This is a genomic window from Lentzea aerocolonigenes, assembly GCF_000955955.1.
Classification (GTDB): Bacteria; Actinomycetota; Actinomycetes; order Mycobacteriales; family Pseudonocardiaceae; genus Lentzea; species Lentzea aerocolonigenes_A.
Map to the genome: position 1 here is coordinate 1 of NZ_JYJG01000118.1, position 13,793 is coordinate 13,793.

17 protein-coding genes are annotated in these 13,793 nt (G+C 67.4%); 10 read left to right on the forward strand and 7 right to left on the reverse strand.

Annotated elements, in window-relative coordinates; all coding sequences use genetic code 11:
- The 7 genes from UK23_RS18155 to UK23_RS18185 form a co-directional block, all read left to right on the forward strand.
- On the forward strand, positions 1-814 hold an 814-nt coding region (locus tag UK23_RS18155; RefSeq protein WP_045312747.1), incomplete at its 5' end, for an extracellular solute-binding protein.
- Between the two features lie 71 nt (positions 815-885).
- Positions 886-1,767, forward strand: coding sequence for a carbohydrate ABC transporter permease (locus UK23_RS18160; protein WP_231114556.1), 882 nt, complete (start codon positions 886-888; stop codon positions 1,765-1,767).
- Complete coding sequence (locus tag UK23_RS18165) at positions 1,767-2,612, forward strand: carbohydrate ABC transporter permease (protein ID WP_045312749.1); 846 nt, start codon at positions 1,767-1,769, stop codon at positions 2,610-2,612. The genes UK23_RS18160 and UK23_RS18165 overlap by 1 nt, the downstream gene beginning before the upstream one ends.
- 8 nt (positions 2,613-2,620) lie before the next feature.
- Positions 2,621-3,805, forward strand: coding sequence for an ABC transporter ATP-binding protein (locus UK23_RS18170; RefSeq protein ID WP_045312750.1), 1,185 nt, complete (start codon positions 2,621-2,623; stop codon positions 3,803-3,805).
- Between the two features lie 273 nt (positions 3,806-4,078).
- A complete protein-coding gene (locus UK23_RS18175) occupies positions 4,079-4,966 on the forward strand; it encodes an SDR family NAD(P)-dependent oxidoreductase (protein WP_045312751.1) in 888 nt (295 codons plus the stop codon).
- A gap of 54 nt (positions 4,967-5,020) precedes the next feature.
- Positions 5,021-5,608 (forward strand): type IV toxin-antitoxin system AbiEi family antitoxin domain-containing protein, encoded by a 588-nt coding sequence (locus tag UK23_RS18180; RefSeq protein ID WP_045312752.1) that lies wholly within the window; start codon positions 5,021-5,023, stop codon positions 5,606-5,608.
- Complete coding sequence (locus UK23_RS18185; protein WP_045312753.1) at positions 5,605-6,507, forward strand: nucleotidyl transferase AbiEii/AbiGii toxin family protein; 903 nt, start codon at positions 5,605-5,607, stop codon at positions 6,505-6,507. The genes UK23_RS18180 and UK23_RS18185 overlap by 4 nt, the downstream gene beginning before the upstream one ends.
- Before the next feature lie 4 nt (positions 6,508-6,511).
- Here the strand turns inward: UK23_RS18185 and UK23_RS18190 are convergent, their stop codons facing one another.
- Positions 6,512-7,012 carry an SRPBCC domain-containing protein gene (locus tag UK23_RS18190; RefSeq protein ID WP_045312754.1) on the reverse strand — a complete coding sequence of 167 codons (501 nt, stop codon included), beginning with the start codon at positions 7,010-7,012 and terminating at the stop codon, positions 6,512-6,514.
- Positions 7,009-7,311, reverse strand: a complete 303-nt coding sequence (locus UK23_RS18195; RefSeq protein WP_045312762.1) for an ArsR/SmtB family transcription factor — start codon at positions 7,309-7,311, stop codon at positions 7,009-7,011. Before UK23_RS18195 ends, UK23_RS18190 begins: the two co-directional genes overlap by 4 nt.
- Positions 7,312-7,454: 143 nt before the next feature.
- Here UK23_RS18195 and UK23_RS18200 point away from each other — a divergent pair, with 143 nt between their 5' ends.
- Both UK23_RS18200 and UK23_RS18205 read left to right on the forward strand, forming a co-directional pair.
- Positions 7,455-8,450, forward strand: coding sequence for a hypothetical protein (locus UK23_RS18200; protein WP_156213201.1), 996 nt, complete (start codon positions 7,455-7,457; stop codon positions 8,448-8,450).
- Positions 8,447-8,734 (forward strand): hypothetical protein, encoded by a 288-nt coding sequence (locus UK23_RS18205; RefSeq protein ID WP_045312756.1) that lies wholly within the window; start codon positions 8,447-8,449, stop codon positions 8,732-8,734. Before UK23_RS18200 ends, UK23_RS18205 begins: the two co-directional genes overlap by 4 nt.
- Here the strand turns inward: UK23_RS18205 and UK23_RS18210 are convergent.
- From UK23_RS18210 to UK23_RS18220, 3 genes are read right to left on the reverse strand one after another with little or no spacing between them, the layout of a single operon-like run.
- Positions 8,715-9,185: a GNAT family N-acetyltransferase gene (locus UK23_RS18210; protein ID WP_045312757.1), complete on the reverse strand. Its 471-nt coding sequence runs from the start codon at positions 9,183-9,185 to the stop codon at positions 8,715-8,717. The two genes, UK23_RS18205 and UK23_RS18210, sit on opposite strands and share 20 nt — an antisense overlap.
- Before the next feature lie 9 nt (positions 9,186-9,194).
- Positions 9,195-10,061, reverse strand: a complete 867-nt coding sequence (locus UK23_RS18215) for a chromosome partitioning protein ParB (RefSeq protein WP_045312758.1) — start codon at positions 10,059-10,061, stop codon at positions 9,195-9,197.
- Positions 10,051-10,722 (reverse strand): metallophosphoesterase family protein, encoded by a 672-nt coding sequence (locus UK23_RS18220; RefSeq protein ID WP_045312759.1) that lies wholly within the window; start codon positions 10,720-10,722, stop codon positions 10,051-10,053. The genes UK23_RS18215 and UK23_RS18220 overlap by 11 nt, the downstream gene beginning before the upstream one ends.
- A 65-nt stretch (positions 10,723-10,787) precedes the next feature.
- On the opposite strand from UK23_RS18220, the gene UK23_RS18225 reads away from it, so the two are divergent.
- On the forward strand, positions 10,788-11,879 hold the full coding sequence (locus tag UK23_RS18225) for a DUF2332 domain-containing protein (RefSeq protein WP_045312760.1): 1,092 nt from the start codon (positions 10,788-10,790) through the stop codon (positions 11,877-11,879).
- On the opposite strand, the gene UK23_RS18230 is transcribed toward UK23_RS18225, so the two are convergent.
- Positions 11,863-12,240 carry a hypothetical protein gene (locus tag UK23_RS18230; RefSeq protein WP_045312761.1) on the reverse strand — a complete coding sequence of 126 codons (378 nt, stop codon included), beginning with the start codon at positions 12,238-12,240 and terminating at the stop codon, positions 11,863-11,865. The two genes, UK23_RS18225 and UK23_RS18230, sit on opposite strands and share 17 nt — an antisense overlap.
- A gap of 140 nt (positions 12,241-12,380) precedes the next feature.
- On the reverse strand, positions 12,381-13,451 hold the full coding sequence (gene corA / locus UK23_RS18235) for a magnesium/cobalt transporter CorA (RefSeq protein ID WP_045312763.1): 1,071 nt from the start codon (positions 13,449-13,451) through the stop codon (positions 12,381-12,383).
- Positions 13,452-13,793: the final 342 nt, after the last annotated feature.

Sequence of the window (13,793 nt, forward strand, 5' to 3'; positions counted from 1 at the left end):
GCTGCTGTGGTACCGCTCTGATCTCGTGCCGACGCCGCCCAAGACGTGGGACGAGATGATCTCGATGGCCGAGGCGCTGGTGGCGGAGGGGAAGCCCGGCCGGATCGTGGGACAGGGCAAGCAGTACGAAGGGCTCGTCGTGCTGTACAACACCCTGGTCAACTCCAACGGCGGCACCATCATCGACGAGACCGGCACCAAGGCCGTCATCGACGACAAGGCCGTACAAGCGTTGGCGGCGTTGAAGAAGCTCGCCACGTCGAAGGCGATCGACCCGTCGTTCTCCAACGCGGCCGAGGACAACGCGCGCCTCGCGATGGAGGGCGGCAGCGCGGCGTTCGAGCTCAACTGGCCGTACGTCTACGCGGCGGCGCAGAAGAAGCCGGACTTCGCGAAGAACTTCAAGTGGGCGCCGTACCCCGCGGTCAGCGGTGACCAGGCGAAGGTCACCGTCGGCGGGATCAACTACGCGGTCAGCAACTACACCACGCACGCGGACGAGTCGTTCGACGCGGTGTTGTGCTTGCGCAGCGCGGAAAATCAGAAGCTCGCCGCGCTCAAGGACGGTGTGCCGCCGACCATCGAGGCCGTCTACGACGACCCCGCGATGGCCGAGGCGTACCCGATGAAGGACGACATCAAGGAAACGCTCAAGAACGCGAGTGTGCGGCCGCGCACGCCCGCGTACCAGAACGCGTCGACCGTCATCTCCACGATCCTGTCGCCGCCCGCGAACATCGACCCGCAGGCGACGGCGGACAGGCTGCGCAAGGAACTGCAGGACGCTCTCGACTCCAAGGGGGTGTTGCCGTGAGTCACGCGGTCACAGAGGACGCTGCGCCGTCAGCGGCACCGGAACCCGTCGCGCCCAAGAAGAAAGCGGCGCTGAGCGAGGGCAAGAAGGCGGAGCGCAGGCTCGGCTGGCTGCTCTGCGCACCCGCCGCGATCACCATGATCGCGGTGACCGGCTGGCCGATCCTCTACTCGTTGCTGCTGTCCATGCAGCGGTTCGACCTGAAGTTCCCGAACCGCACCGAGTGGATCTGGTTCGACAACTACGTCACCGTGCTCAGCAGTCCGTACTGGTGGAACGCGGTGTGGGTGACGGTGTTGCTCACCGTCGTCACGGTCGCGGTCGAACTGGTGCTGGGCATGTCGCTCGCGCTGATCATGCACCGGGCGCTGGTCGGCCGCGGCATCGTCCGCACGACGACGCTGATCCCGTACGGCATCGTCACGGTCGTGGCCGCGTTCTCCTGGCGCTTCGCCTGGACGCCCGACACCGGCTACCTCGCCAAGGCGCTCGGCAACGATCCGGTGCTCACCGAGAAGATCCCGGCGCTGCTGGTCGTGGGTCTCGCGGAGATCTGGAAGACCACGCCGTTCATGGCCCTGCTGCTGATGGCGGGTCTGGCGCTGGTGCCGGACGACCTGCTCAAGGCCGCCGCGATGGACGGCGCGAGCGGGTGGCAGCGGTTCATCAGGATCACCGTGCCGATCATGAAGCCGGCGATTCTGGTGGCACTGCTGTTCCGCACGCTCGACGCGTTCCGCATCTTCGACAACCTCTTCGTGCTCACCGCGGGCTCGCAGGGCACGTCGTCGGTGTCGATGCTGACCTACAACAACCTCATCAAGGGCTTGAACCTCGGCATCGGATCCACGATGTCCGTGCTGATCTTCATCATGGTGGCGATCATCGCGTTCGTGTTCATCAAGCTCTTCGGCACCGCTGCCCCCGGCAGTGACGACGGGGGGAAGCGCTGATGGCAGGCATCGGAGGAGCGGACACCACCGGCAAGAAGTGGGGCTGGGGTGTCCTGAACGCGGTTGTCGTGATCTACGCGCTGTTCCCGGTGCTGTGGATCCTGTCGCTGTCGTTCAAGTCGTCGAAAACGTTGGCGGACGGCAACTTCATCCCGCGCGAGTGGAGTCTGGAGAACTACCAGAACATCTTCTCGACGTCCGAGTTCACCAGGGCGCTGATCAACTCCATCGGCATCGCGATCATCGCGACCGCGATCGCCGTGGTGTTCGGCACGATGGCCGCCTACGCCATCGCGCGGCTGGACTTCCCCGGCAAGAACCTGCTGGTGGGCGTCTCACTGCTGATCGCGATGTTCCCGCAGGTCTCGCTGGTCTCGCCGTTGTTCGAGATCGAGCGCTCGATGGGGCTCTTCGACACGTGGCCCGGCCTGATCCTGCCGTACATCACGTTCGCGCTGCCGCTCGCGATCTACACCCTGTCGGCGTTCTTCCGCGAGATCCCCTGGGAGCTCGAGAAGGCGGCGAAGATGGACGGTGCGACGCCGGGGCAGGCGTTCCGTCGCGTCATCGCGCCACTGGCCGCACCGGGTGTGTTCACGACGGCGATCCTGGTGTTCATCTTCTGCTGGAACGACTTCCTGTTCGCGATCTCGCTCACCTCGACCGAGTCGTCGCGGACGGTGCCGGTCGCGCTGTCGTTCTTCACCGGCAGCTCGCAGTTCGAGGACCCGGCCGGGTCGATCGCGGCGGCGGCCGTCGTGATCACCATCCCGATCATCCTCTTCGTGTTGTTCTTCCAGCGCCGGATCGTCGCCGGCCTGACCTCCGGCGCCGTCAAGGGGTGAGTTGACCAATGGCAGAGATCGTTCTGGACAAGGTGACCAAGCGGTATCCCGACGACGCGTTGGCCGTGCAGGAGGTCAACCTCGAGATCGCCGACGGCGAGTTCATCATCCTGGTCGGGCCGTCCGGCTGCGGGAAGTCCACCACGCTCAACATGATCGCGGGCCTGGAGGACATCACCGAGGGCGAGCTGCGCATCGGCGGGCAGCGCGTCAACGAGAAGGCGCCCAAGGACCGCGACATCGCGATGGTGTTCCAGTCCTACGCGCTCTACCCGCACATGACGGTGAAGGAGAACATGGCCTTCCCGTTGCGGCTGGCCAAGGTCGACAACGCGACGGTCGAGCGCAAGGTGCGCGAGGCCGCCGAGATCCTGGACCTGATGCAACATCTTGAGCGCAAACCGTCCAATTTGTCCGGTGGCCAGCGGCAGCGGGTGGCGATGGGCCGCGCGATCGTGCGCAGCCCCAAGGCGTTCCTCATGGACGAACCACTGTCCAATCTGGACGCGAAGCTGCGCGTGCAGATGCGCACCTCGGTGTCGCGCCTGCAGAAGCAGCTCGGCACGACGACCGTCTACGTGACGCACGACCAGACCGAGGCGATGACCCTCGGCGACCGGGTCGTGGTCATGCGCGGCGGGGTCGTGCAGCAGATCGGAGCCCCGCAGTTCCTCTACGACCACCCGGCCAACCTCTTCGTCGCCGGCTTCATCGGCTCGCCGTCGATGAACTTCGTGCCGGCGTCGCTGGAGAACGGCTCGCTGCGGTCGGTCCTGGGCGACGTGACGCTCACGGACCGGGTGCGGCAGCTGGTGGAGGGCGCCGACGCGCCCCGCGAGGTGATCATGGGCATCCGTCCTGAGCACTTCGAGGACGCGGCACTGGTCGACGCGGCGGCGCTGTCGTCGGGCGGCAAGTTCACCTCGCAGGTGGACGTGCTGGAGTCGATGGGCTCGGACAAGTACGCCTACTTCAACCTCACCGGCGAGCAGGCGGCGTCGGCGGAGCTCCAGGAGCTGGCGGCGGACGCGGGATCGGACGACGTGCCGGGTGACGGCATCTCGCTCGTGACGCGGCTGTCGTCGGCGTCGGGTGCTGCCGAGGGTGCTTCGGCGGACATCTGGTTCGACGCGGACAAGGTGCAGCTCTTCGACCCGTCCAGCGGCAGGAACCTGACTTACACGGAACGGTGAATTCTCGTTTTGGCGGCCGCCTTCCCCGCACGGGGAAGGCGGCCTCTCTTTGTCACTCGATCGGGTTAGGGCTAAAGGCCTGTGCTCCGAGGGGCTGATTAGTCCGGGCCATCTGCCGGGCCGAATTCGGTTCGCCATTGGGCGCTCGGCAGCGACGTCTCATCGAAACATCTTCTGCGCCGCTTCGGTTCGTCCGCACGCTTGACGAAGGCGGGTACAGGACCACAGGGGGGTTCCGGGGAACCGCCGCCGAGTGATGAGAGAGAGCGTGCAATGGGGATCCTGGACGGAAAAGCGGTCGTCATCACAGGGGCGGGTCGCGGATTGGGCGAGGCCTACGCGATGCACGCTGCCCTCGCGGGTGCATCGGTGGTGGTCAACGACAACGACGGTGACCTGGCCGAACAGGTCGCGGAGCACATCCGCGGCTACGGAGGCCGCGCCGTGGCCTCGAGCCACACGGTCGCCGACCCGAGCGAGGCGGCCAAGATCGTCGACCTGTGCGTCGACGAATTCGGCCGCATCGACGGACTCGTGAACAACGCGGGACTGAACTACGAGACCGCGCCGTGGGAGGACGACCCCGAGACGATCAAGCACGTCGTCGAGGTGAACGTCCTCGGTGTCATCTACGTCGGAATCGCGGCGATGCGGGCGATGCGCGGCTTCGGCGGCGGATCCATCATCAACATTTCGTCCGGCGCCTCCTTCGGTCAGCGCAAACTCGCCACCTATTCGGCGACCAAGGGCGCGGTGGCCTCGCTGAGCTACTCGTGGGCGCTCGACCTGGAGTCTGAAGGCATCCGCGTGAACGCCGTGTGCCCGGTCGCGCACACGCGGATGGTGTGGAAGTCGGAACGTTCCCTGCGCGCCATTCCAGCCGACCGGACGCCGGGCAAGGTGGCGCCGCTCGTGCTGTTCCTGCTCTCGGACCGCGCCGAGGGCATCACCGGCCAGGTCATCCGCTGCAACGGCCGCCAGCTGCACATCGTGGGGCAGCCGTACTTCAAGCAGCCGATCCTGGAGAGCGACAACTGGGACACCGCTTCGGTGGAGCGGGCGTTCACGGGCGTGCTGCAGGCCCACCTCGAACCGTACGGGTTGGAGAAGAGGATGCCTCCCCGGCTCCGTGCGCTGGTGGAACCGCCGCAGACCGCCTAGCTCCAGTGGATAGAAGTGTTGCCAGATCGGCCAGGCCTGGTAACACTTCTATCCATGGGAACCCTGGAGGCGTTGCCGGACACGTTCACCACGAGATCGGCGAACGAGGCCGGCCTGCACTTTCGCGACCTCTACCGCTTTCGGGACGAGGGCGAACTGCTCGAGCTCTCCAGGGGTGTCTTCCGCAAGGCGGACGCGCCGGCTCCGACCTGGCCTGACCTGCTCGCGGTGTCGATGCGGGCGCCGCTCGCTGTCGTGTGCTGCGTGTCCTCGGCTGAGGTCCACGACCTCACCGACGAGATCCCCCGCGAGATCCAGATCGCGGTTCAGCGCGGTCAACGGCCGCCTCGCATCGACTACCCGCCAACCGAGGTCTTCCGCTTCGGCGCCACGACATTCCACCTGGGGCTCACCGAGGTGGAGGCGGCGCCGGGCGAGACCGTTCGCATTTACGACCCGGAAAGGACAGTCGTCGATCTGATGAGGCTGAGAGGCAGGCTGGGTGAGCCGCTCGCTCTCTCGGCCCTGCGCCGGTATCTGCTGCGGCGTGGCGCCCGCCCAGGACAGGTGCTCGCGTTCGCTCGGGAGCTCGGTGTTCTCGGGCCCGTACGCGCTGCCGTGGACGCGGTGATCGCTGAGTGAGCCGGCCGACCAAGGCCACACCCGGTGGCCGTGCCTACCTGGACCTGCAGAACCGGGCGCGCCGAGAGCGACGCCCGACCCAGGAACTGCAGACGCTGTACGTGCTGGAGAGGTGGCTGGCCCGCCTCGCCGCCTCCCCTCACGCGGGCGACTTCGTGTTGAAGGGAGGCGTGCTCCTCGCGGTGTTCGACGCGCGACGGCCGACCGCCGACGCGGACCTGCTCGCTCGGAACCTCGCCAACGACGAGGAGTCCGTCGTCGCGCGAGTCGTGGAGATCGCCGGCGTCGAACTGGATCCCGAGGACGGCGTGGAGTTCCTGGTCGGGACGACCACGTCGCAGTCGATTCGCGACGACGATCTCTACGCAGGTGTTCGAATCAGCATGGACTGCCGCGTCTCCACCGCGAGCGTGAAACTCAAGCTGGACATCAACTTCGGCGACCCGGTGACCCCTTCACCCCAACTGCTGAATCTGCCGTCACAGCGGCTCGGGGTTGCTCCGGTGCCCGTGCTCGGCTACCCGATCGAGACCGTCCTGGCGGAGAAGACCAGCACTGCCATCGCGCTCCGGGAGGCGAACACGAGGGTCCGCGACTACGTGGACCTCTACACGCTGACCGGCAAGCAGGCCGTGTCTTACGAGTCAGTGCGGTTGGCTTTGGATGCCACGACGCGTCACCGCGGAGTCGACGTGCAGCCGTTGTCGACAGTGATCGGTGATCTCGCGGGGTTGCGTCAGCAGGCCTACGCGGCGTTCAAGAAGCGACTCGGACCGGATGCCGACCACTTGCCGGACGTCTTCGGGGACGTGGTCGCCGCCGTGATCGAGTTCGTGGATCCGCTGGCGGGCGGAGATGTCCTGGACGTCTGGGATCCGGACGCTCGCAAGTGGATGTGAGCGGTCACTTCCAGGCAGGGTAGTTCGGTGCCACTTCGGCGTAGCGCTCGCTCCACCCCGGCAACTCCTCGTCGTCGAGGTGTGCTCGGAGGCGGTCGAGGAAGGCGTGTGTGCCGGGGACGAAGCCGAGGGCGTTGCGTTCGGACAGTCCGCGGTGGGTGAAGGTCAGCAGCGTGGCGTCGCCGTCGGTCCTGAGCTCGTAGCGCACCACGCTGTCCTCGACGATTCGTTGCTGCCACTCGTGTTCGAAGACCGCGTGGCCGTTCGTCGGCGGTTGCCAGGTGAGGATGCGCCCCGTGACGCGCTTGGCCTCCGGTGGGGCGGGCGGGTCTTCGGGCTCGATGACGATCTGGCCGTCCGCGATGTGTGTTGTACCGAACCACTGCGCGCGCTCTGCGGGGTCGGTGATGGCGGCCCAGACGCGGTCGATCGGGAACGGCAGCCTGCGCTCGAAGCTGAGGGTGGCGAGGTTGCCGTTCAGGGACACGGTGCCGAGGTCGTTCATCGGTTCTCCAGGTGCTGTTGCAGGGCGGCGAGGTGGTCGCGCCAGAAGCGCCGGTACGGGGTGATCCAGTCGTCGATGCGTTGCAGGCCATCGGGTTTCAGCGCGTAGATGCGGCGCTGGCCGTCTGGTCTGACCTCGACCAGGCCCACTTCTCTGAGTACGCGGAGGTGTCGGGAGACGGCCGGCTGGGTCAGGGTCGGCAGGCTGTCGACCAGCTCGCCCGCGGTTCGGTCGCGTTCGGCGAGCAGGCCCAGCAGGTGGCGGCGGTTGGGTTCGGCGACGGCTTCGAAGACGTCCACGGCGCTGAACATAACTAAAGGCGTATATAAGCGCAAGTTTATGAATAGCTTAGTCGATCACTCGCTGAGGTGTTCGGGTGACGTTTTCGCACGTCACACGGATGGCTGCGGAAATTGTCAGACCCTCCTGTCACCATCGGGGCATGACTGAGCGCAAACCCAGAGTCACCGACTGGCGACTCGTCGTGCAGTCCCGGTTGGACCGGGTCCGCGCGGATCTTGCTGCGCTCGGGCCGTCCGATCCCGTCGATCCCGAGGGCGACGTGTGGCGGCGCACGGCGGCGGAGCAGGCGGCGGTGGTCGACGCGATGCTCAGCGACCGGGAGCCGTGGTGGAGCATGGTGCCGTCGTGGTGGTCGGGCTGGTACATCGAACGGGCCTGGCGCGCGCTGCACGAGGCCGAGGTGGCGACGATCTCGGCCGAGCGCGGGTTCATGGGGCGGTTGCCGGGGTTGCAGGCACGGGTGGCGCAGTACCTCGACGAGGACGATCCGCGCCGCCGGGCTCTGGAAGCGTTGCGGCCGGGGGAGTTCACGCCGGCGGTGGAGCGGGCGATCGTGGTGGACGCGCTGCGGGCCGCTTACGACAACTCGGACTTCGCGCACGCCGGCTCGCGGGCGTTGCGCAACAAGCTGATCGCGGCGTCGCTGGTGTTGTTCGTGATCAACACAGTTCTGGGCGTGGTGGGCATCGTGAAGCCCGGGATCATCCCGCTTTGCGTCGACCCCAAGGAGAACGCGCTGCCGACGGTCTGCCCGGGAGGCACGACCAAGGCGTCCGGTGTGGACGTGTGGCTGGTGCAGGTGCTCGGCTCGTTCGGGGCGGTGCTGGCCGCGGTGGTGTTGCTCTTACGCCGCCGGCCATCGCTCTCGCCGTACGTGATGATCGGCTACCAGGCGCTGATCAAGATCATGCTCGGGGCGGCACTGGCGGTGGTCGGGATCCTGGCTCTGGGAGCCGGTGTCACCAGCGGGCTGATCGGGATACCGTCGGCCGCGGCTCTGCTGCTGTGGGCGGTCATCTTCGGTTACGCACAACAGATCGGCACCCGGTTGCTCGACAAGTACACGGACGAGGTGCTGGACCAGGCGCGGCCGCTGCCGGACACGCCGGACGGCCCGCGGGTGGTGCCGCGATGACCGTGTCGGAGCGCATCGCGGCGCGGGTCGGCCGGGACTTCGGTGAGCGCGCGTCCGAGGCTCTTGCCGCCCTCGCACTGGCCGAGACCGGCAACCAGGACGTGGAGCGCGTCCACGCCGCCCTGGTGCTGATGGCCGAGGGCAGCGTCGACGGGTTGTGGCAGGCCGTCGAGTTGAGCGCGGTGGACTGGCGCGACGTGCTGATGAACGGCGGCCTGGCCGCCGGTGACTGGCCGGAGGTGCTCGAGCGTGAGTTCGGGCCGGTCAGCGGCGTTCGTAGCTGAGCAGTTCGTCGGTGCTGCCGTACTGGGTGAAGCCCGCCTTCTCGAGCACGCGTGCGGAGGCCGGGTTGGTGCGCTCGACGCTGGCGTGCACGGTGTGGACCTCGTCCGAGGCCAGCGCGAAGGAAGCCAGCGCGGCGGCTGCCTCTGAGGCGTAGCCACGTCCCTGGCGCGACGGCACCACGCCGTAGCCGATCTCGACACGACCATCGGAAGGAGGCCAGAACAGGCCCAGAGACCCCACAACTTCAGACGTGGCCCGCTCGATGATCAGCCGGTGCCCGAACGGCGAGAGCCAGGCCGGGTTCTCCGCGATCACACCGGCGATGACGGTGTCGCCTTCCGCGGGGAAGTCGTCGGCCCACGAGGGCTGGCGCGAGGCCTCCACCACGGCCTTGACGTCGAGTGCGTCCCACGGACGCAGGATCAGGCGGTCTGTCACAAGATCGGGCACCGGCGCACGCTAACCGCGATGGCCTCGGGCGTGCGACTGGGTTTCCTCGCGCACGGCGTTGATCACCTCGGCGTCCCAGCGGTGCGTGCGGATCAGCCGGTAGCGCTCCGCCGCCACCCACATGTAGGCCTCGGTCTCGGTGCGGTCGCCGATCATGTCAGCCTGCCGCAGCATCGCCACGACCGGCTTGTACTCGTCCGAGTACCACCTGCGCGCGACCTCCGACCGGTCGAGGAACGTGCACGAGTCCTGCGAGAGCCGGAAGCCCCAGGCCTCGATGTGCTCGCCCAGTTCGGCGTAGTCCCAGGGGTCGGACAGGACGACGGCCGCGCGGGCCTCGCCGTTCAGCGGCACGCGCTCGAGGAACAGGCGCCGGTAGTCCTTCACGATCAGGTCGCCGCGGTACCGGATGCCGGAGGAGTTGATCCGGGTGATCACCTGTGTCACGTACGCGTCGATCACCGACAGGCCCAGAGCGTGCGCCACGGACACCCGGTGGTGGCCGTCGACGATGAAGTGCAGCTCACCGATCCGGTACACCTCGATCGGCGGCACGCTCTCGCCGCGACGGGCAGCCAGGGCCAGGCGTTGCCAGCGCTCGCGGACGCGGCCGGAAGTCGGGCGGAAGCGGCGGTCGAAGTCGCGGGTGCGATCGACGCTGCCCACGATCGAGTCCAGCCGGATGGACTGCAGGCCCAGGCGCTTCTCGGACACCATGCCCAGGGCGTCCACGACCTCGTGGAACGGCAGCATGATGTTCACGTCGTCCGGCTCGCGGCGCAGCCAGGCCGCCAGCCGCGACATCACCTGGCGGCGCCGCGCCCTCAAAAAATCGTTCTCCGCGTCGGCAACGGGAAAGCCGGTGTCACGTCTCATCGCGAACCCCCGAGATGTCCAGCACCTTCCAAGGAACCACGTTCACCACGCGCGTGGAGCCCAGCACGCGGTCCGGCCGAGGAACACCGTGCGGATGGATGTGGCCGTGCAGCAGCAACGAAGGCTGCAACCGCGAGACCAGCGACGACAAACACGAGAACCCCCGGTGCGGCGCGTCCGGTTCGTCGCCGCAGCCGAGAGGGGGCGAGTGGGTCAGCAGCACGTCCACGCCACGTCCGTCCCGCAGCCTGCGCCAACCCGCCAGCCGGGACACCCGGCGGGCGCGGCGAGCCTGCTGCCGTTCCGTCCACTGGTTCGGGCCCTTGTTGTAGCGGATCGAACCACCGAGACCGGCGATGCGCAGGCCGGCGACGTCGATCACGCGTTCGTCCGCGTTCACCGCACCGGTTGGACCTGGCCAGCGGACCGGGATGCCCGACTTGGTCCACAGGCCGCGCACGTTCGAATAGCCGGACAGATCGGCGTCGTGGTTGCCCGGGACGAACACGAGTGGCTTGTCCAGCGCGTTGGCCAGGTGCTCCAGGTAGTCGAACGGCAGGTCGCCCGCCGCCACGATCAGGTCCACGCCCGCATGCGCATGCACCTGATCAGTCCACAACTGTTCGACCACTTCGTCCGCGACTGCCAGGACCCGAGGCATGAAAGCCAGCGTAATCAAGCTTTCCCCAGATGACGCGGGACAGTGCGCCCACTAGCGTCAACGGGGTGCTTGCCGAGCTGTTCGCCGCGGACGCGGGGGCGCCCCGCGACCGCAGTCCGCTGACCAGACGACTCATCGAGGACGCGGCCGAAGACCTGAGAAGAGGCGGCGTCACCACCAAGATCATGGCGGGCTCCCAGCGCGACCGGGACGGCACCATGCCCGGTCTGCGGTTCGCGGGCGCCGTGCACCGGCTCGTGCTCGAAGGCCGTGCGCCAGGGCTCGCGAAGCACTACCCGTCCGTCGGAGGCCAGCCCGACCTCGAGACGTTGTGGGAAGACGCGCTGCCCGTTCTCAACGAGCACGCGGACCTGCTCAGGCAGCGGATCAGCGCCACGACCGTGCAGACCAACGAGCCTGCCCGCAGCGCACCCCTCTACGGCGGCCTGATGGTCGCCGCTCAGGAAGCCGCGAAGGCCGCCGGCCGCACAGTCCCGTTCTGCGTCCGGCTGCTGGAGGTCGGCGCGAGCGGCGGGCTCAACCTGCGTCCGCACCACGTCGGCTACCGGCTCGACGACGGCACCGTGCTCGGCGACCCGGGCAGTGTTCTCGTCTTCGACCCGCAGTGGACCGGCAGGCCTCCCGCCGACCTGAGCCACCGGCTGCGCGTCGTCGGCAGAGCGGGCTGCGACCTCACCCCGGTCGACGTGTCCACAGAGGACGGACGGCTGCACCTCACCTCGTTCGTCTGGGCGGACCAGGTCGACCGGTTGAACCGCCTGAGAGACGCGCTGGACCTCGCCGCAACGGACCCGGTGAAGGTGGACTGCTCAGCAGGCCCGGAATGGCTTGCCAAACAGCTCGCCCGCTCCGAACGCGATGTGCTCACCGTCGTGTGGCATTCCGTGGTGTGGCAGTACGTCTCGCCCGCCGACCGGGCGATGGGACGGGCCGTGCTGGCCGACGCCGCCGCGAAGGCGACGCCCACGACACCGTTGGCGCTGCTGGTGTTCGAGTCGCGAAGGTCGGACGACGCTGAGGAGGGCTACCGGTTCGAGCTGCTGCTCAAGCTCTGGCCGGCCGGGCTCTCGTTCAACCTCGGGTACGGCAGCGGCCACGGCGCGCCGTTCACCTGGAACGTCACCCCTTGGGAATGACGACCGGGTTCACCACGAAGCGCCCGTCGTGTTCCTCGACGGGCAACCGGAAATCGCCGTGCGAACCGGCGCGGGTGAACTCCACGACGACAGCGCCGTCGCGGTAGAGCCCGCGGTCCACGTCCGCCGCGGTGAACTGCCCGACGGTCGAGCGCGCCACGTCCTCGCCGCCGACCGCGAGCAACGGCTGCAGCTTGTGGAAGTCGTGTGCCCGCAAGGCGTTCGTGACGTCGACAGCCAGCTCGTCCGGGGTCGGCGCGCCCGGATCCGGCCACGCCGCGATGCACACGAACACCATCGCCAGCCAGCCGGCCGGGAACACCAGCAGCCAGAACCTGAGGTTCGTCAGCCGCTCGTACACGTCAGGGCGTCCCCGAGATCAGCACGAACACGGTGGTGATCCAGCAGAGCAGGAACGCGAGGATCCAGAACCGGACGTTGGTCAGCAATCTGGTCATGACAGAGCCCTTCTACCACGAACAAAGCGAGCGAAATCGGGAGTTACAGCCAGCGATTTCGGCGCAATATTCGGTAGAGCGTCAGGCAGGCGATGAGGACGAGCGACATCACCAAGGGGTAGCCGAACTTCCACTTCAGTTCGGGCATGTAGTCGAAGTTCATGCCGTACACGCCGACGACCATGGTCGGCACGGAGATGATCGCGACCCAGGCGGTGATCTTGCGCATGTCGGTGTTCTGCTGCAGCGTGATCTTCGCGAGCACCGCGTCGACCAGCGTGGTCAGCAGCTCGTCGAACGCCGTGACGCGCTCGGAGACCTCGGTGAGGTGGTCGTCGACGTCGCGGAAGAACGCCCGCACCTGCTCGGGGATGAGCGGCGTGTAGCCCTCTGCCAAGCGGCGCAACGGGTTCGCGAGCGGCATGACCGCGCGGCGCAGTTCCACGACCTCGCGCTTGAACATGTAGATCTGCTCCGCGCTCACCTCGGTGCGCGGCGCGAAGACCCGCTCCTCCATGCGGTCGATGTCGTCCTCGATGTGGTCGGTCACCTCGAGGTAGTTGTCGACGACGTGGTCGGAAATCGCGTGCAGCACCGCGGAAGGACCGATCTCCAGGCGCTCCGGGTCGTCCTCCATCTCGTGGCGCAGCTTGGACAGGCCGGAGTGGTTGCCGTGCCGCACCGTGATGACGAAGTCCTTGCCCAGGAACACCATGATCTCGCCGGACTCGACGATCTCGTTGGCGGTGTCGGGGGACTCGTTCGTCACGTAGCGGACGGTCTTGAAGACCATGAACAGCGTGTTGTCGTACCGCTCGAGCTTCGGGCGCTGGTGCGCGTGCACCGCGTCTTCAACGGCGAGCTCGTGCAGGCCGAACGTCTCCGCGATGCCCTCGATCTGCTCGGCGTCGGGCTCGTGCAGGCCGATCCAGACGAAACCGTCCTTGCGCTTGCGCACTTCCTTGACGGCGTCGATGTGCGTCCAGCGGCCTGGCAAGCGCTTGCCGTCGATGTAGACCGCGCAGTCGACCACGTAGTGCGACAACGGCACGGAGATGTGCGGCGCGGGGCGCTGCTGGGCGCCGCGTCCGCGGATCGAGGGCAAGCTGGGCATGGTGAGTTCCTCCAGGGCCACACGTCGTTCAAGTGCACGAAAAGCACGACGGGCGTCCCTACCGGGGGAAAGCTCAGCGAACTAGAACGATCTAGCAGGCCACCTCGGTGAGGACGCGCTTGGTACTGGCAGGGTGGGGGTCCTTGCTCATTTAGGGGTCCTCACCTCCTCGGGGCGAAGTCACTGGTGGTGGAAATCCTCACACACCGGTTGCCGAGGGTACTCCCTCCGTGTGAAGACTGTCTCCCCACCTGGGACAGATCTCGATCACACGTAGTTGGAGGCGCGGTGCAGTTCGGTCGGTACTACGAGGAGTTCGAGGTCGGAGCGGTCTACAAGCAC

What these genes read in the sequence shown, in the direction of transcription:
- UK23_RS18165 (WP_045312749.1), top strand. Translation starts at nt 1,767, where the DNA reads ATGGCAGGCATCGGAGGAGCGGACACCACCGGCAAGAAGTGGGGCTGG.
- UK23_RS18170 (WP_045312750.1), top strand. Translation starts at nt 2,621, where the DNA reads ATGGCAGAGATCGTTCTGGACAAGGTGACCAAGCGGTATCCCGACGAC.
- UK23_RS18175 (WP_045312751.1), top strand. Translation starts at nt 4,079, where the DNA reads ATGGGGATCCTGGACGGAAAAGCGGTCGTCATCACAGGGGCGGGTCGC.
- UK23_RS18180 (WP_045312752.1), top strand. Translation starts at nt 5,021, where the DNA reads ATGGGAACCCTGGAGGCGTTGCCGGACACGTTCACCACGAGATCGGCG.
- UK23_RS18190 (WP_045312754.1), bottom strand. Translation starts at nt 7,012, where the DNA reads ATGAACGACCTCGGCACCGTGTCCCTGAACGGCAACCTCGCCACCCTC.
- UK23_RS18200 (WP_156213201.1), top strand. Translation starts at nt 7,455, where the DNA reads ATGACTGAGCGCAAACCCAGAGTCACCGACTGGCGACTCGTCGTGCAG.
- UK23_RS18205 (WP_045312756.1), top strand. Translation starts at nt 8,447, where the DNA reads ATGACCGTGTCGGAGCGCATCGCGGCGCGGGTCGGCCGGGACTTCGGT.
- UK23_RS18215 (WP_045312758.1), bottom strand. Translation starts at nt 10,061, where the DNA reads ATGAGACGTGACACCGGCTTTCCCGTTGCCGACGCGGAGAACGATTTT.
- UK23_RS18220 (WP_045312759.1), bottom strand. Translation starts at nt 10,722, where the DNA reads ATGCCTCGGGTCCTGGCAGTCGCGGACGAAGTGGTCGAACAGTTGTGG.
- corA (WP_045312763.1), bottom strand. Translation starts at nt 13,451, where the DNA reads ATGCCCAGCTTGCCCTCGATCCGCGGACGCGGCGCCCAGCAGCGCCCC.